The sequence below is a fragment of the Pseudomonas sp. G166 genome (genome assembly GCF_037027455.2).
GTDB lineage: Bacteria > Pseudomonadota > Gammaproteobacteria > Pseudomonadales > Pseudomonadaceae > Aquipseudomonas.
The window spans coordinates 1,377,107-1,393,968 of record NZ_CP146985.1; the positions used below are offsets into that span (position 1 = coordinate 1,377,107).

Below are 16,862 nucleotides of genomic sequence, written 5' to 3' on the forward strand. Positions count from 1 at the left end.
AGCAAGCTCGCTCCCACAAAGGGGGCATATGTGAAGCCAGGCCCGCATAAAAAAGCCCCGGCAACCAAGGCTGCCGGGGCTTTTTGTCATGCCTGCATCAGGTCACTGGTCGGCAGGCTTGTTCTGGCGCTTGTTGATCTCATCGATCAAGCGCTTGGCCAGGGCCGGGTAGTTTTCGTCGAAGTGGTGGCCGCCAGGCAGTTTGATGGCTTCGCCCACGGCGGTCTTGTCGGTGCAGCCACTTTCGTCGGCTTCTTCGCCTCCGTAGATGCACACCACTTTGTCGGCCGGCAGCTTGGCCATTTCCGGGCCGGTGGCGGCTTCGGTGCCAGCGTTGCCGAGCCAGCCTTCAACCTCGATCTCGAAGCTGCCGGTGCGGGCAAAGGCCAGCAGGATGATCGCGTCGACCCGCTGTTGTTCCGTGGCTGGCAAGCGGTTGTAGATGGCTGGCAGTACGTCGGCGCCGAAGGAGTAGCCGGTCAGGATGAAGCGCTTGGTGCCCCAGATCTGGCGGTAGTGCTGCATCAGTTCGGCGAGGTCCACTGCACTCTGTTCCGGGCTCTTGTGCTGCCAGTAGTAGCGCAGGGTGTCGATGCCGACCACCGGGTAGCCGATCTTGGCCATTTCATCGGCCACGTCACGGTCCAGGTCCCGCCAGCCACCGTCACCGGAGAGGAACAGGGTCACGGTGTCCCGTGCCTGGCTGGCAGGGACTTCCACCACCGGAATGCTCAGGCCGCCTTTGGCTTTGTCGGTACCCACCAGGATTTTGCGCAGTTCGTTGTTCAGCACCTGCGGCAGGTTGATGTCGTAGTCGCTGATGCTGGTTTCGGCATTCTTCTGATCCCGTACGAAACCGGCACTGGTGTCGTCAGGGTTATCGTTCCACGCCACCAGCCAGTGGCCATGGGCGGCACTTTTGGGCAGCAGGTGGGTACAGCCGGGTTTTTCCAGGGCCAGGTCCACCGAAACGGCCTTGGCCTTGTCATCTTTCTGCTCCGCCAACCAGCGCCAGGCCAGCACGGCGCCAGGGCCGATGCCGCTGACCAGCGTAGCCGGCCCCTGGAGCTGCCGCAGACCGGCCTGCAGGGCGCGACCTTGCAGCATGCAGTCCTTGGGCAGGATCACCTGGACGATCTGCGCCGAGCCGCTGCGGCTGAGGGTCGTCAACTGGGTGTCGCTGAGCTTCTGGTCTTCATTGACCGCCACCAGTACCTGGGCACGCGGCTTGGTGCCAGGGATGACCCGGGTCATCGCTACGCCATCGGCGGGTGCCAGTTGTTCCAGGACGGGTTGCGGGGCCGGGCGGTTCCAGTACCAATAGCCGCCACCGAGAATCACCGCCAGCACCAGCAGGGCGGCCACTACGTATCGCCAGGAGCGTTGCATCATCAGCGTTTCACCAATCCAGTCAGGCCGCCTGCAATCAGGGCGGCGGTATCGGCCAGCGCCACCAGCGGATCAAGTCCGGCGGGCACGGCCATGTAACGAGGTTCCCAGTCAGGCTGGAATTTATCTTTGAAGCGGCGCAGCCCCTGGAAGTTGTAGAGCTGCTCGCCACGGCGGAACACCATCGAGCCTAGGCGCTGGGTCAGCGGCGCGCCACGCCGCGGCTGCAGGCCCGACAGTGGGACCATGCCCAGGCTGAAACGGGCGTAGTCATGGTTCTTATAATGTTGGATGAGGCCGACCATCATGAACTCCATGGTCAGCTTCGGGGCTTCGGGGTGGGCGCGCATCAGGTCGAGGCTGGCCAGATCATGGCTGTGGGTTTCCAGCAGGTTGGCGAATGCGACCGGGCGGCCTTCGAAACGGATCACCGCGATACGAAAGTGCTTGAGGTAGTCATCGCTGAAACGACCCAGGGAGAAGCCTTTCTCGCGCACGTTCTTGCCGGTCAGCCAGGCATCGGAAATGACCTTGAGCTCATCCATCGGCGCCTGGCCCGGCTCGTGGATCTCCAGCGACAGGCCATCACGGGTGCCGCGGTTCCAGGTGTAGCGCAAGTCCTTCATCTCTTTGCCCTTGGCCTCGAGATCAAAGCGCTTGAGGTCGACCCGTGCTTCTTCACCCAGCTTGATCGCCGTCAGACCGATGTCCATGTAGTACGGCAGGTTCTCCGCGCGCACCTGATAGAACACCGGACGGGCATGGTGGATGTCGCACAGGTCGCGGAACTGCCAGATCATTTCAGCCCGTTGCTGGGTGGGGCCGATCGGGTCGTACAACGCCACCAGGCTGCGACCACGGCGGGCATACATCAGAAAGGCTTCGTCATTGGGGTGAAACAGCAATGCCTTGTCACCGGTCAGGGCCAGGCCGCCGTCGGGTTGCGAAGACGCCATGAGGATCGTCTTGGCCCGTTCCAGCTCTTCTGCCGTCGGCAAATGGATCACCGGCCGCGCGGTGCGCAGCAACCAGGTCAGGGACACCACCACCAGCAGCACCGCAGCCCCCAGCAGCGAGCGCAAGCCACGAGGGGCGTCGGCGTCGAGGGTGAACTGCCACCAGAGTTGATGGCTATAGGGCACGTCCTGATAAGCAAACAGCAGCAGCCAGATCGACGCGCCGAGCACGCAAAGGCTGGCAATCAGGAACAGCGGGGAAAACGGCAGTTCGGTCAGGCGACTTGGACGATAGAAGGATCGCCGGAACACCGCCAGCAGGGCGGCCGTCAGGGTCAGCAGCGTGGCTTCTTCCCAGTCAAAACCCTTGAGCAGCGAGAGCAGGGCGCCCACCAGCAGCAAAATGGTGGTCAGCATCCAGGCGGCCGAGAGGCGACGGCGCAGGCCTTGGGCGAGCAACAGGCACAGCACGCCCACCAGGCTGGCACCGAAGTGCGAAGCGTCCACCAGTCGATGAGGGATCAGGAAGCCGATGTGCTCCAGGCGGGTGTCGATTTCCGGTGTCACACCGGAAAACAGCAGCACCACGCCCGAAAGGAATACCAGCACCGCCAGGATCGGTGCTGCGAAACCCGACGCTACCCGCAGGGTCTGGCGTGTCTGGAACAGCCGCTGCGCCTCGTTGATCAGCAGCAGTACACAAGCCACCAGCATTGGCAGCAATACGTAGATCAAGCGATACAACAGCAGCGCGGCGGCCAGTGGTGCGGCCCCCAGCTTGTCGGCAAACGCGGCGAGCAGGATCGCTTCGAACACCCCGACCCCGCCAGGCACATGACTGAGTACGCCGGCGGCCAGCGCCAATAGGTACACCAGGAGGAAGGCACCGAATGGCGGCGCTTCGGGCAGCAACAGATACAGCACTGTGGCGGCGGCTGCGACGTCCAGTGCGGTGATGACCAATTGCAGGAACGTCAGGCGTCGCCCCGGCATCCGCAGCGTGCGGCGCCCGGCCTTGACCAGAAGGGCATCGCGATAGGGCTGCTCTGGCAGGCGCCTACGATAGATGCCGATGGCCAGCACGCAAGTCAGCAACAACACTGCTACGGCAATCGCCCCCAGCAACGTGGCCGGCAAATGCAGTGCCGCAGAGGCGGCAGGCAAGTTGCTGAGGGTTGCCAAGGCAGCCAAGGGGGGCAGCGCGCAGCCCAGGGACAGGCTGGCGAACAAGGTCATGTGGGCTACATCCGATGCCCCCAGGCCATGGCGGGCATACAGACGGTAGCGAACCGAACCGCCCGACAGCAGCGACAGGCCGATGGCGTTGCCGATGGCAAATGCGGTGAACCCACCCAGGACCATGGTCTGTGGCGGCAGTGTGACCCCGGCATAACGGCTGGCGGACCATTCATAGCCCAGGAGAATGATGAACCCGGCCACTGTGGCAGCTATCGCACCGAGCAGGGCCGGTCGTGGCACTTCCAGAATCGAATCGTGCAGGGCGTAAAGATCAAGCTCGCTCAGTAAGTGGCGGCAGGCAATCAAGGCAATCGCAAACAGCAGCAACGTGACCGCGAGCCCAATAGACTGGCGGTATTGACTGATCCGATCCAGCCAGCGCAATCGTTCGGCCTTGATCGGTTGTGTCGCAGTAACAGGGTCTTGCGGGTCAGACGAGTGGGCGCGCATCAATCACCTCTTGAGCTATGCGCGACAGGATGGGGGTATCCAGCCAAGTTACCAATCCCTGCGGAGGAAAATAATTACAAAATCTTTGTAATGTAGTCTTTTTTGCCAGACACAAAAAAGGCCACTCTTTCGAGCAGCCTTTCTTGATATTTGGTTGCGGGAGCCGGATTTGAACCGACGACCTTCGGGTTATGAGCCCGACGAGCTACCAGACTGCTCCATCCCGCGTCTGTGTGGCGGCATTCTACAGGCGAACGCATGAGTGTCAACCGTTAAAAGGTAATGGGATCAAATAAACGGCCAATCTGTGTAAATGCGCGAAATCAAAAGGAAATTGTCCTACAGCTTTCACCTCGGCGAGTGCTGCGACCGTCTTCGTGGCAAAACAGGCGCGCACAAAAAAGGCCACTCTTTCGAGTAGCCTTTTTTGATGTTTGGTTGCGGGAGCCGGATTTGAACCGACGACCTTCGGGTTATGAGCCCGACGAGCTACCAGACTGCTCCATCCCGCGTCTGTGTGGCGGCATTCTACAGAGAATCGCGTGGCTGTCAACCCTGATGCCATAAAAACCTGTTCCGGTTCAAGTGCTTAGCCACGGTGTAAGACATTGTGACAACGCTGTGACGCAGGCCTGGCAAGGGCTGGCGCTCTATCGGATGATTCATCGCGATTGAATAAATAAATTTATGTAGGCACCTTCTGGCGTCAGCGAAGGATCTTTCAAACTACTGGTGCTATATACAGGTTCGGGTGCGATACTGGTGACCCGATTCGTCGCACGCTCCGCTTCTTTATGACGCAACGTAAAATCATCCACGTCGACTGTGACTGTTTCTATGCCGCTATCGAAATGCGCGATGACCCTCGGCTGGCCGGCAAACCCCTGGCGGTGGGTGGTTCGGCGGATCGACGCGGCGTGATCGCGACCTGTAATTATGAGGCGCGGGCCTATGGCGTGCGCTCGGCCATGTCCTCCGGCCACGCCTTGAAGCTTTGCCCGGACCTGACCATCGTCAAGCCGCGGATGGATGCCTACCGGGAAGCGTCGAAGGAAATTCATACGATTTTCAGCGATTACACCGACTTGATCGAGCCGCTGTCCTTGGACGAGGCTTATCTGGATGTCTCGGCCAGCGCGCATTTCGGTGGCAGCGCCACTCGCATCGCCCAGGACATTCGCCGGCGGGTTTCCAATCAGTTGCACATCACTGTGTCTGCCGGCGTCGCGCCGAACAAGTTCCTGGCCAAGATCGCCAGCGACTGGAAAAAGCCCAATGGCCTGTTCGTCATCACCCCGGACCAGGTGGAAGATTTCGTCTCGGCCCTGCCGGTGAACAAGCTCCACGGTGTGGGCAAGGTCACCGCCGACAAGCTGAACAGGCTCGGTATTGTTGACTGCCAGCAGTTGCGGCAGTGGGACAAGCTGGCGCTGGTGCGCGAGTTCGGCAGTTTCGGTGAGCGACTCTGGAGCCTGGCTCGGGGGATCGATGAGCGTCTGGTGCACAACGACAGTCGGCGACAGTCCATCAGCGTGGAAAACACCTACGACGTTGACCTGCCCGATCTGGTGAGTTGCCTCGAAAAACTTCCGGAACTGATGCAAACCCTCAGTGGGCGCATGGCGCGGATCGACAGCAGCTATCGCCCAGGCAAGCCGTTCGTCAAAGTGAAGTTCCACGATTTCACCCAGACCACCCTGGAACAGGCCGGGGCAGGGCGGGACCTGGGCAGCTATCAGTTGTTGTTGACCCAGGCGTTCAACCGTGGCGGCAAGCCGGTACGGTTATTGGGAATTGGGGTGCGGCTGGAAGATTTACGCGGTGGGTTCGAGCAGTTGGAGTTGTTTGAGCGGTGAGGGCGCTACATATATGAAGGATTTGCCCGGTTCTTGTGGCGAGGAAACAAGCTCCCGCGCCACAAGGTTTTGCTGCTAGTTCGCGCCAGGATCCGCCACCAATCGACCGCCATCCTTGGTCAGCGCCTTCATGAACTCGCTCTGCAACTCTGGATCATTGCGGGTCAGTTCGATCAGGCTCTGTTCCAGCTCGCTGGCCTCTTCTTCAAGCCCCAGCTCCGACAGGCGCTTGACCCGGTGAACCCACTGGCTCACTTCGTCGTCTTCCAGGTCGTCGTAGATCAATGCATGGGCTTCCAACAGCTTGCTGCGCAAGGTGCTGCTGATGCTCAGGGACGAGTCGGTGTGGACCTCATCCTGGGCGTCCGTCACGCTGATCTGCAATTTGCCGAATTGGCTCAGGTCCTGCTCGGCGAACGGGCTTTCGAGCAGGTTCAAGCGCAGCACGCCATTGCGATCGGTGCTCAGTTCGAAGGTCTGTCGGGCGGCCTTGACCTCCACCGGGCGTTCGCTCCAAGGCAGGCTCGAGTGTTCCGTGCGCTTGTCGCGCTGGACTTCATCGATGCCCGCCAGGTTCTGCTGGGCCCGGCCATGGGACGGTACGTTCATGAACGGATTGAGCCCGGCGAAACCGTAGCTGATCCAGTCGCGGGTGACCGTGTCTGGCAAGCTGCCAAGGGCGAACACATTGACCACGTTCGCGCCGACGCCGGCCACCACGGCCACCGCGCCAAGGGGGATCTCGTAAATCTCGCGCCAAGGTTGATACGGCGTGTAGCGATCGTAACGGCGAGTGACCTCGAACTCAGTGACTTCGAAAGTCTTTTGTTCATTGATCCGTATACGGCGCTGCGGCAGGTCGAGCACCTTGGGTTCGCCCACATCGATCTGCAGGCTATGGTCGAGCAGTTTGCGCTCGACCCGCTCTTCGTGCTCGCTGCGTTGCGACATTTGGTTGGCGCAGCCGCTGACCAGCAGGGCGCCGCACAAGGCGGCGCCACCGAGGCCTAAGGTGTTTCGCTTGAACATGACGTCTCTATCTGGTGTCAGCGGCGGATACGGGCCTGGAGGAAAGACAACACGTCGGCGACCGGCAGTGCTTGCGGCTCGGCCTCGGTGCGGCTCTTGTATTCCAGGTTGCCTTCGGCCAGGCCACGGTCACTGACGACGATCCGGTGCGGGATGCCGATCAGTTCCATGTCCGCGAACTTGATGCCGGGGCTGGTTTTCTTGTCGCGGTCGTCCAGCAACACTTCGAAGCCGGCCGCCGTCAGTTCGGCGTAGAGCTTGTCGGTGGCTTCACGCACCAGGTCGGTCTCGTAGCGCAGCGGCACCAGGGCAACCTGGAACGGCGCCAGCGTGTCACTCCAGATGATGCCTTTTTCGTCGTTGTTCTGCTCGATGGCGGCAGCCACTACGCGGGAAACGCCGATGCCGTAGCAACCCATTTCCAGGGTGACCGGCTTGCCGTTCTCGCCCAGCACTTCGCACTTCATCGCCTTGCTGTACTTGTTGCCCAGCTGGAAGATGTGCCCGACTTCGATGCCGCGCTTGATTTCCAAGGTGCCCTTGCCGTCCGGGCTCGGATCGCCGGCCACGACGTTGCGCAGGTCCGCGACGGTTGGAACCGGCAGGTCGCGCTCCCAGTTCACGCCGAAATAGTGCTTGTCGTCGACGTTGGCGCCGATGGCGAAGTCGCTCATCAGTTCCACCGAACGGTCGATGATGATTGGCAATGGCAGGTTCAGCGGGCCGAGGGAGCCGGCACCGGCGCCGATGGCGTCGCGCAGTTCGGCTTCGCTGGCCATGACCAGTGGGCTGGCGACGCCGGGTTGGTTGGCGGCCTTGATTTCGTTCAGCTCGTGATCGCCACGGATGATCAGGGCAATCAGCTTGCCTTCCTCTTCGGCTCGCACGATCAGGGTCTTGATAGTGCGCTCGATCGGCAGGTTGTAGCCTTCCACCAGTTGGGCGATGGTCTTGGCGTTCGGTGTATCCACCAGGCGCAGTTCTTCGCTCGGCGCGGCCCGGGAGGTTTCCCGAGGCACGGCTTCGGCCTTCTCGATGTTTGCCGCGTAATCGGAGCCGTTGCTGAACACGATATCGTCTTCGCCGGACTCGGCCAGTACGTGGAATTCGTGGGAGCCGGCGCCGCCAATCGAGCCGTTGTCGGCTTCAACTGGGCGGAATTTCAGGCCCAGGCGGGTGAACACGTTGCAGTACGCCTGGTGCATGCGGTCGTAGGTGACTTGCAGCGAAGCCAGGTCGGTGTGGAACGAGTAAGCGTCCTTCATGATGAATTCGCGACCGCGCATCAGGCCGAAGCGTGGACGGATCTCGTCACGGAATTTGGTCTGGATCTGGTACAGGTTGATCGGCAGCTGCTTGTAGCTGCTCAACTCGTTGCGCATCAGGTCGGTGATCACTTCTTCGTGAGTCGGGCCTGCACAGAAGTCGCGACCGTGGCGATCTTTGATGCGCAGCAATTCAGGACCGTATTCTTCCCAGCGCCCCGATTCCTGCCACAGCTCGGCCGGTTGGGTGCCCGGCATCAACACTTCCAGGGAGCCCGCGGCGTCCATCTCTTCGCGAACGATGGCTTCCACCTTGCGCATCACTCGCAAACCCATCGGCAGCCAGGTGTACAGGCCCGAAGCGAGTTTGCGGATCATGCCGGCACGCAGCATCAACTGATGGCTGATCACGACGGCGTCGGAAGGTGTTTCTTTCTGTGTGGCGAGCAAATATTGACTGGTGCGCATGGTTGGCCGTTGTCGGTTGCTGATGACGAGAAGTGACGGAGCATTGTACGGGCGAGATGCCCTGGCGTACAGGCGCGTGGCCGGTTGCCGGATGCAGGCGCCGGTTTCGTCGGCGCCTGCTGAATTTTCCTACGACTCTTCCGCGGGGCGGGTCGGCGTCGGTTCCGTGTTCGCTGTCGAGCCTTGGCGGCGGTTCTCCTGGAACCAGTGCAGGGCAATCAGGAGCAGGGTTGGAACGCCAAGCAGGGCGGTGATCAGGAAGAAGTTGTGGTAGCCGAACTTCTCCACCATCACCCCTGAATAGCCGCCGATCAAGCGTGGCAGCAACAGCATGATCGAGCTGAGCAGGGCGTATTGGGTGGCGGAGAACTTCAGGTTGGTCAGGCTTGATAGGTAGGCGACGAACGCCGAGGTGGCCAGGCCGGAGCTGAAGTTGTCCAGGGAAATGGTGACAATCAGCATCTTCACGTTGGCGCCCATGTCGGTGAGCATCAGGAAGAGAATGTTGGTGCCGGCCGAGGCGACGCCGCCGATGAACAGGATCGGCAGGATGCCGAAGCGCACGATCAGCAAGCCACCCATGCCGGCGCCGACGAGGGTCATGATCAGCCCGAAAATCTTGCTGACGCTGGCGATCTGGTCCTTGGTGAAGCCTTGGTCGATGTAGAACACGTTGGCCATGACGCCCATGACCGTGTCCGACATCCGGTAGGTCGCGATCAGTCCGAGCAGCAGCAAGGCTTGCCAGCGGTAGCGCAGGATGAAGTCGTTGACTGGCGTCAGCACCGGCGCCAGCCCTCGGCGGCCCATGGCCGACAGGCACATGGCCGTGAGGAGGATATAGAGAATGGCGCGCAGGAAGGCGCGATCCTGAAGCAACAGGTCGAGCAGGCTGACGCCTTCGAACAACACGCTGGCGAAATCGGTGTTGTAGAGCTGGGTGAACATCGCCGGTACCGATACCAACAGGATGATCAGCACAAACACCGATGCCAGCTGATGAGCGAACGAGTAGCGTCCGGCCTGTAATTGAGTGCGCAGCGGCACCGGCGGTTCACGCATGAACAGCGAGGTGAGCAGAGCCGGGACCATCAACACGCCGAACAGCAGGTAAGTACCGGCCCAGGCGGAGTGTTTATAGTTGAAGCCAGTGGAGCCAAAGCCTTCGGCGAAGAACAGGGCGCCGGCGGTGGCCAGCAGGGCGGCGATGCGGTAACCGGACATGTAGCTGGCAGCGAGCGCTGCCTGGCGGGTGTCGTCGGCGATCTCCAGGCGATAGGCGTCGACGGCGATGTCCTGGGTGGCCGAGGCGAAGGCCACGATCACCGCGATGGCGATCAACCATGACAGGTGTTTTTGCGGATCGCAGAAGCCCATGCCGATCAGACCAAGGATCACAAGGCCCTGGGAGAGCACCAGCCATGAGCGACGGCGCCCGAGTTTGCCCAGCAGCGGCAGGCGCCATTGGTCGAGCAGTGGCGACCAGACCCACTTAAAGGCATACGCCAGGCCGATCAGGCTTGCGTAGCCAATGGTTTCACGGGCCACGCCGGCTTCGCGCAACCAGACCGAAAGCGTGGAAAACACCAGCATGTAGGGCAAGCCGGCGGCGAAGCCAAGCAGCAACAGCACGAGCGTCGAGGGACTGGCATAGGCGGCGAGGGCGGCGCGCCAGGTTTTACGGGGCATGGGCTGGAGTCTGCCTCAAAAATTGCGAAAACAAAGCGCGCACTCTAACCGCTGTGCTCTACCGGGCGCCAGCCATGGCGCTGAATATCAACACGATTGTTCAGGACACTGATGCCTTCCATGCGCAGGCGTGCGCGCTGTTCGTCCCCTGAGGCGCTGCCCGCGGGCAGGCTTATCCGACCGCCGGCAGCCAGTACCCTGTGCCAGGGCAGCTTGGTGTCATTCGGTAACTGACTGAGGGTCCGCCCGACCCAGCGCGCCGCACGGCCCAGGCCGGCCATTTCGGCGAGTTGGCCATAGGTGACGACCTTGCCCGCCGGCACCTGTGCCAGGGTCAGGTAAAGGGTGGTGCGGTGGATTTGGGCGGCGTTCTCGGTATCCGCAGGGGTGTCAGTCACGTTAGGGCTTCCTCGGGTGTCCGTCTGTAGATTAATTCCTACAAGGTTGATTGAGAAATGAACTCATCATCCATACGCGGGTCAGTCCTTGCTGAGGTGTCATCCTGGGGGATAATGCCGCCTTTTCACCGCAAACTTGAGCCCTTTATCGCTTATGTTGTCTAGAACCCTGCTATGCCTGGCTGTTGCCAGCGCTTCCACGCCATTGCTTGCCGACACTGTCTGGTTGAAGAATGGGGACAAACTCAGTGGCAAGATTACCGTTTTCGATGGCGGCAAGCTGCTGATCCAGACCGATTACGCCGGTGCGGTTCCCATTGATTGGAAACAGGTCAAGACCCTGGAGAGCGATCAGCAGCTCTTGGTCAAGCAGGATGCCTATACCGGCGAGAAAGCCAAGGCCCTGCATGCCGCCGAGGATGGCAAGGTCACCCTGGCCAACGGCGATGCGCCCAAGACCGTCGAACTGGCCAGTATCCAGCAAATCCTCAAGCCCAAGCCGGTGGTCGAGGATCTGGTCTGGAAGGGCAATATCGATGCCGCGCTGGATTACCAGCGTGCGGAAAACGATACCGATGATTACGACATCGACTTCAAGACCTCTGCTCGCCATGGCAGATGGCGACATACCGCCGAAGGCGAATACAACCGTGAATTCCAGGACGATGTGGTTTCCGCCGACAACTGGCGGCTGGAGTATTCCCTCGATCGGTTTTTCACTGACAAATGGTTTTGGCAAGGTCGTCTGAACTACAAGCGCGACAAAGTCGAAGACCTGGCGCGCCAGCGTGTGGTGGGGACCGGTCCGGGCTACCAGTTCTGGGATGACGAATTGGGCGCGTTCTCGCTGGGCTCGCTGCTCAACCGCACCGATTACGAGTATCGCGATGGCGGCAAGGACAACTTCTATTCCGTGGCCATGAAGTGGGACTACAACCGCTACCTGATTGGCAAGCGCGTCGAGTTCTTCACCAATGGCGAAGTGGGCAAGCCGTTGTCTGATGTCGCGGACTATGCCTACGACGCAGAGGTCGGGCTGCGCTACAAGGTCACCGATTGGGCGTCACTCAACCTCAAGGCCGAGAAAGACGTCATTGAGGGCACCGAAGACAGCGACTTGAGCAAGACCCGTTACACGGCTGGATTTGGCGTGACCTGGTAATCCCGGGCCAGTAACAAATCTGTGGGAGCGACTGGCTCGTGATAGCGGTAAATCAGTCACATTAATGTTGACTGGCATACCGCTATCGCGAGCAAGCTCGCTCCCACAGTTTTTTTGTGCGCGCAAAAAACTGACAGGCACAAAAAAGCCCCGCTTTTGAGGGCGGGGCTTTTTACTAAAGCAAGGACAAGTTAGATAACTTGAACTTCTTCAGCTTGCATGCCTTTCTGACCGCGGGTAGCGATGAAAGAAACCTGTTGGCCTTCTTTCAGGCTTTTGAAGCCGTCGGATTGGATAGCTTTGAAGTGAACAAACAGGTCGTCACCGGATTGTGGGGTGATGAAGCCGAAGCCTTTTTCATCGTTGAACCACTTAACGGTACCAGTTTGGCGATTAGACATGGTGTAACTCCTTGAACAAAGATAACTGCGACTCAGGAAGAACCCTGGCCGAGACTGAGTGCAAAGAGCAGGAAAAATTCTTGTAGATGGTTGGATCGAAATTCAACATATCGTGTAGAGATTCTCAGTGACACAAGCAGCACAGTGGCGCCACCTTAACCCTTTTTCCGGAACGTGCCAATGGTCTTTGCGAAGGTTTCTCGGATTTAGTGACTGGCGGCGTGGGGTATTGCCGTCAGGGACCGGAAATCAAGGCGGATCGCCGAGATTTGCGTCCCACGCTTTGAACCCGGCCTCGCGCCCCGGTAAGATGCCGGACGTATTTTTTCCACCTCGCTATTTCAGGAAACCGCCATGAGCATCAAATCGGACAAGTGGATTCGCCGCATGGCGCAAGAGCACGGCATGATCGAGCCCTTCGTCGAGCGTCAGATGCGTGGCGAAGGCGCCGACCGGCTGATTTCCTTCGGTGTCTCCAGCTACGGCTACGACGTGCGCTGCGCCGATGAATTCAAGGTGTTCACCAACATCAACTCGGCTACCGTCGACCCGAAGAACTTCGACGAGAAGAGCTTCGTCGACGTCAAGAGTGACGTGTGCATCATCCCGCCGAACTCATTCGCCCTGGCCCGCACCGTCGAGTACTTCCGGATTCCGCGCAACGTACTGACCATCTGCCTGGGCAAAAGCACTTACGCTCGCTGCGGCATCATCGTCAACGTCACGCCGCTGGAACCCGAGTGGGAAGGCCACGTGACCCTGGAGTTCTCCAACACCACGACCCTGCCGGCGAAAATCTATGCCAACGAGGGTGTGGCACAGATGTTGTTCCTTGAATCCGACGAAGAGTGTGAAGTGTCCTACAAGGATCGGGGTGGCAAGTACCAGGGTCAGCGCGGCGTGACGCTACCGCGTACCTGATTCTGACGAACAGTTGGAATTCCTGGGCGGGCAGACACTCTATTGCGTGTACTGCCCGTTTTTGCGTCAGCGCGACGGGCTTCGCCCAGGAGTTGCTCTATGAAGATCGATCCGCGAATCAGTGCCGAACTGGCAAAGCTTGAGCCCAATCAGATCGGCGTCATGGCTTGGTCATTGCTGGCCCATCCTGCCGAAGCGGCGGGCGGCATCCCCGGCCAACCTGATCCCGATACCCCCAACGAACAACCCAACGAACCCACTGAGCCCGGCGAACCGACCCTGCCGGACGAGCCGCCTCCTGCGCCTGTTGCCTGACGAAATGCTCGCCCGTTGCCTGGTTTCAGTTGACGGGCCATATTTCGTTGTCGCCAATGACGAATATCCTGCAGTGATTGTCCTGATCGACCCGATAGCCGCCTGTGAACGCACCGAAGGCGGGTAACAGGCTTACTTCGCTGCCCAGCCGGAAGCACGCCAGGCGCAGGCGTTGCCGACCTTTGCCGTTTAGGTGATAAACCGGATGCACATGACCGGCCAGTACATGGCGGCTTGGATGCGGGTTGGGCTCGTGCTGCACGGCGAACGGACCCAGTAGCAAAGGCTCCGGCACAACGCGGATATTCAGCTCTGGTGGTGGGTCGCCGGCGCGCTTGTCGTGGTTACCGCGAATCAGCGTCATGGCCAGGTGCTGATGTCGGTCGCGCCAATCGGAAAGAGCCTGCAAGGTGCCCGGTGCGTGAGAGCCGGGACCGTGGAGAAAGTCCCCGAGAAAAATCAGCTGTCGACAGGCCAGGTTTGCCAGTAGCGTGTCCAGCACCGCGATATTGCTGGCGGTGGTGCCATGGGGCACTGGTTGACCGAGGCTACGGTAAGCGGCGGCCTTGCCAAAGTGGACATCCGCCACCATCAGGGTTTCCTGGGCTGGCCAGTACACGGCTTTTTGCGGCAGCAGCCAGAGTTCTTCGCCGGCCAGGTTGACGGGGTAAGGCGCAGGCATCAGGCGTCACCCCGGTCGGCAGTTTTTTCCAGTTCAGTGACCATCCGCCGGATGCGATCGGCGAGCTTTTCCGAACTCATGCTTTCCCTGAAGCGCTCCACCAGCAAGGGGAACCCCAGCGGGGTAGGGCGTTTGATGACATGCAGGTCCAGTTTCAAGGTGCTAAGGCGTTCCAAGGTCTGCTCCAGTCGTCGAATATCCAATTCTTCACGCAAGACTTCCTCTGCTGCCTGGGCCAGCAGCAAATTGTCGGCGTCGTATTGCTTGAACACCTGGAAGAACAACCCGCTGGAGGCCTGGACTTGCCGGGTACTTTTCGGTGCGCCGGGGTAACCGGCAAATACCAGCCCGGCGATGCGGGCGATTTCGCGAAAGCGTCGCAGGGCCAGTTCCCCGGCATTCAGGCTCGCGAGCACGTCGGCCAGCAGGCGGTCGGCGCTCAATAGTGCCGGGCCCAGGTGTTGCGACCAATCCACCGGCGTGGCGCTGAGCAATTCCAGGCCGTAGTCGTTGACTGCGATGGAAAAGGTCAGCGGTTGCTGCTGGCTGACGCGCCAGGCCAGCAGGCTGGCCAAGCCCAGATGCACCTGGCGCCCGGCGAACGGATACAGGAACAGATGCCAGCCTTCCCGGGATTTGAGCGCCTCAGCCAACAACGTGCTTTGCGTGGGCAGGCCGGACCAATGTTGTTGGGTCAATAACAAGGGTTGTACGGCCTGCATCTCCGGGCCCTCGAAACGTCCTGCAGCGGCCTCGCTGAGGCGCGTTATCATCGCGGCCGCCAGTTCGTTGGAAAGCGGCATGCGTCCACCGTTCCAGCGCGGTACGGCGGCCTTTTTGGCCTGACTGCGACGCACGTAAGCGGTCATGTCTTCGACCCGGACCAATTCCAGCAGCCGTCCGGCGAACAGAAAACCGTCGCCAGGTCGCAGGCGGGCGATGAAGCCTTCTTCCACGCTGCCCAAGGTCTTGCCGCCCCCGCCCTTGCTCCAGAACTTCAATTGCAGGCTGGCATCGCTGACGATGGTGCCGATGCTCATGCGGTGGCGGCGAGCCAGGCGTGCGTCGGGCACGCGCCAGATCCCGTGTTCGTCCGGCTCGACCCGTCGGTAGTCAGGGTAGGCGGTCAAGGACAGGCCGCCATGACGTACGAAAGCCAGGGCCCAGGCCCATTCGGTGTCGTTGAGGTCGTGGTAGGCCCAGGCGCCGCGCACTTCCCGAAACAGTACATCGGGCACGAAGCCGCCGCCCAGGGCCATGCTGACCAGATGCTGGACCAATACATCCAAGGGCTTGCGGGGCGATTCGCGGGGTTCGATGCGTCGTTGGGCCACGGCATCCTGTGCGGCGGCGGCTTCGATCAATTCCAGGCTGTGGGTCGGCACCAGAGTCACCCGCGAGGTCCGCCCCGGCGCGTGACCTGAGCGCCCGGCGCGCTGCATCAGGCGTGCCACGCCCTTGGCCGAACCAATTTGCAGCACCCGCTCGACCGGCAGAAAGTCCACCCCCAGGTCGAGGCTGGAGGTGCAGACCACCGCTTTGAGTTGTCCGTCCTTGAGCGCACGCTCCACCCAGTCGCGGGTATCCCGGGACAATGAGCTGTGGTGCAGCGCGATCAGTCCGGCCCAGTCCGGGCGCGCTTCGAGGAGGGCCTGGTACCAGATTTCCGATTGTGCCCGGGTGTTGGTGAAAACCAGGCAACTGCTGCTGGCGTCGATTTCAGCCACGACCTGGGGCAGCATCTTCAGGCCGATATGCCCCGCCCACGGAAAGCGCTCGAGGGTGGGAGGCAGCAGCGTATCGACCCGCAGCGCCTTCGCATTGGCGCCTTGCACGCTGATCCCGTTGCCTTGTGGAATCAATACTTGCTCGGCGTGGGCCTGGTTCCCCAGCGTGGCGGACACGCCCCAGACGATGAGATCGGGGCGCCAGTACCGCAAGCGAGCCAGGGCCAACTGCAATTGCACACCACGCTTGTTGCCGAGCAACTCATGCCATTCATCCACCACGACCATGCGCAGGGTCGATACGGCTGTTTGCGCATCGGCCCGGGCAAGCATCAGGGTCAGGCTTTCGGGGGTGGTGATCAGGGCGGTGGGCAGGCGCCGGCCTTGGCGAGCGCGTTCGCTGGCGCTGGTATCGCCGGTGCGCAGGCCGACGCTCCAAGGCAGGTGCAGCTCCTCCAGCGGCGCTTCAAGAGCCTTGCCGGTGTCGGCGGCCAGTGCGCGCATTGGCGTGATCCACAGGATGGTCAGTGGTTCGGTCGGCGGTTTGCGTTTGCGTGGTTTATCCGGCGGTGTGGCGGGGCGGGCGAAACGGTTGAGGGCTGCGAACCATACCGCGTAGGTCTTGCCGGCCCCGGTGCTGGCATGCAATAGCCCGGATTCCCCCCGCTTGACCGCGGTCCACACCTGCTTCTGAAAGGCGAACGGCTTCCAGCCGCGGGCGCTGAACCACTGGTTTGCGAAGTTGTTGGATGTCGCCATGCCTGCCGCGTGCGTCCTGAAAGTCCTTCTTCAGTGACCACGGCGAGAGATGAAAGGTTTATCTGATCGACTGGCCGGGCACAGACCACTGTGGGAGCGAGCTTGCTCGCGATAGGGCCAGGTCAGGCAACGTCGATGGCGGCTGGTCTACCGCTA

At 60.9% G+C, this 16,862-nt stretch carries 13 protein-coding genes and 2 tRNA genes; 4 read left to right on the forward strand and 11 right to left on the reverse strand.

Going from position 1 to position 16,862, the window contains the following annotated elements; translation table 11 throughout:
* Window positions 1-102: 102 nt before the first annotated feature.
* From SGN16_RS06135 to SGN16_RS06150, 4 genes are all read right to left on the reverse strand, one after another.
* The gene (locus tag SGN16_RS06135) at window positions 103-1,392 is read right to left on the reverse strand and encodes a virulence factor family protein (RefSeq protein ID WP_210643113.1); all 1,290 of its coding nucleotides are present in this window, start codon (window positions 1,390-1,392) and stop codon (window positions 103-105) included.
* The gene (gene mprF / locus SGN16_RS06140) at window positions 1,392-4,034 is read right to left on the reverse strand and encodes a bifunctional lysylphosphatidylglycerol flippase/synthetase MprF (RefSeq protein ID WP_335943527.1); all 2,643 of its coding nucleotides are present in this window, start codon (window positions 4,032-4,034) and stop codon (window positions 1,392-1,394) included. Before mprF ends, SGN16_RS06135 begins: the two co-directional genes overlap by 1 nt.
* Window positions 4,035-4,185: 151 nt before the next feature.
* Window positions 4,186-4,262, reverse strand: a tRNA-Met gene (locus tag SGN16_RS06145).
* 207 nt (window positions 4,263-4,469) lie between these two features.
* Window positions 4,470-4,546: transfer RNA gene (locus SGN16_RS06150), tRNA-Met, on the reverse strand.
* A 282-nt stretch (window positions 4,547-4,828) separates the two neighbouring features.
* Between SGN16_RS06150 and dinB the strand changes: the two genes are divergently transcribed.
* The gene (gene dinB / locus SGN16_RS06155; RefSeq protein ID WP_335943528.1) at window positions 4,829-5,890 is read left to right on the forward strand and encodes a DNA polymerase IV; all 1,062 of its coding nucleotides are present in this window, start codon (window positions 4,829-4,831) and stop codon (window positions 5,888-5,890) included.
* 75 nt (window positions 5,891-5,965) lie between these two features.
* On the opposite strand, the gene SGN16_RS06160 is transcribed toward dinB, so the two are convergent.
* From SGN16_RS06160 to SGN16_RS06175, 4 genes are all read right to left on the reverse strand, one after another.
* Complete coding sequence (locus tag SGN16_RS06160; RefSeq protein WP_210643115.1) at window positions 5,966-6,919, reverse strand: hypothetical protein; 954 nt, start codon at window positions 6,917-6,919, stop codon at window positions 5,966-5,968.
* Window positions 6,920-6,936: 17 nt separating this feature from the next.
* Complete coding sequence (locus tag SGN16_RS06165) at window positions 6,937-8,652, reverse strand: proline--tRNA ligase (protein WP_210643116.1); 1,716 nt, start codon at window positions 8,650-8,652, stop codon at window positions 6,937-6,939.
* A gap of 129 nt (window positions 8,653-8,781) precedes the next feature.
* Window positions 8,782-10,341, reverse strand: coding sequence for an AmpG family muropeptide MFS transporter (locus SGN16_RS06170; protein ID WP_210643117.1), 1,560 nt, complete (start codon window positions 10,339-10,341; stop codon window positions 8,782-8,784).
* Between the two features lie 44 nt (window positions 10,342-10,385).
* Entirely contained in the window at window positions 10,386-10,739 is a 354-nt protein-coding gene (locus SGN16_RS06175) for an MGMT family protein (RefSeq protein ID WP_335943529.1), read from the reverse strand.
* Window positions 10,740-10,893: 154 nt separating this feature from the next.
* Between SGN16_RS06175 and SGN16_RS06180 the strand changes: the two genes are divergently transcribed.
* Window positions 10,894-11,901, forward strand: coding sequence for a DUF481 domain-containing protein (locus SGN16_RS06180; RefSeq protein WP_210643119.1), 1,008 nt, complete (start codon window positions 10,894-10,896; stop codon window positions 11,899-11,901).
* A gap of 191 nt (window positions 11,902-12,092) precedes the next feature.
* On the opposite strand, the gene SGN16_RS06185 is transcribed toward SGN16_RS06180, so the two are convergent.
* Window positions 12,093-12,302: a cold-shock protein gene (locus tag SGN16_RS06185; protein WP_002554837.1), complete on the reverse strand. Its 210-nt coding sequence runs from the start codon at window positions 12,300-12,302 to the stop codon at window positions 12,093-12,095.
* Window positions 12,303-12,656: 354 nt separating this feature from the next.
* On the opposite strand from SGN16_RS06185, the gene dcd reads away from it, so the two are divergent.
* A complete protein-coding gene (dcd, locus tag SGN16_RS06190; protein ID WP_003184751.1) occupies window positions 12,657-13,223 on the forward strand; it encodes a dCTP deaminase in 567 nt (188 codons plus the stop codon).
* A gap of 99 nt (window positions 13,224-13,322) precedes the next feature.
* The gene (locus tag SGN16_RS06195) at window positions 13,323-13,538 is read left to right on the forward strand and encodes a hypothetical protein (RefSeq protein ID WP_210643120.1); all 216 of its coding nucleotides are present in this window, start codon (window positions 13,323-13,325) and stop codon (window positions 13,536-13,538) included.
* Between the two features lie 25 nt (window positions 13,539-13,563).
* Here SGN16_RS06195 and pdeM read toward each other — a convergent pair whose 3' ends face one another.
* Both pdeM and SGN16_RS06205 read right to left on the reverse strand, forming a co-directional pair.
* On the reverse strand, window positions 13,564-14,220 hold the full coding sequence (gene pdeM / locus SGN16_RS06200) for a ligase-associated DNA damage response endonuclease PdeM (RefSeq protein ID WP_335943533.1): 657 nt from the start codon (window positions 14,218-14,220) through the stop codon (window positions 13,564-13,566).
* Window positions 14,220-16,706, reverse strand: a complete 2,487-nt coding sequence (locus tag SGN16_RS06205) for a ligase-associated DNA damage response DEXH box helicase (protein ID WP_335943534.1) — start codon at window positions 16,704-16,706, stop codon at window positions 14,220-14,222. The genes pdeM and SGN16_RS06205 overlap by 1 nt, the downstream gene beginning before the upstream one ends.
* Between the last annotated feature and the right edge of the window lie 156 nt (window positions 16,707-16,862).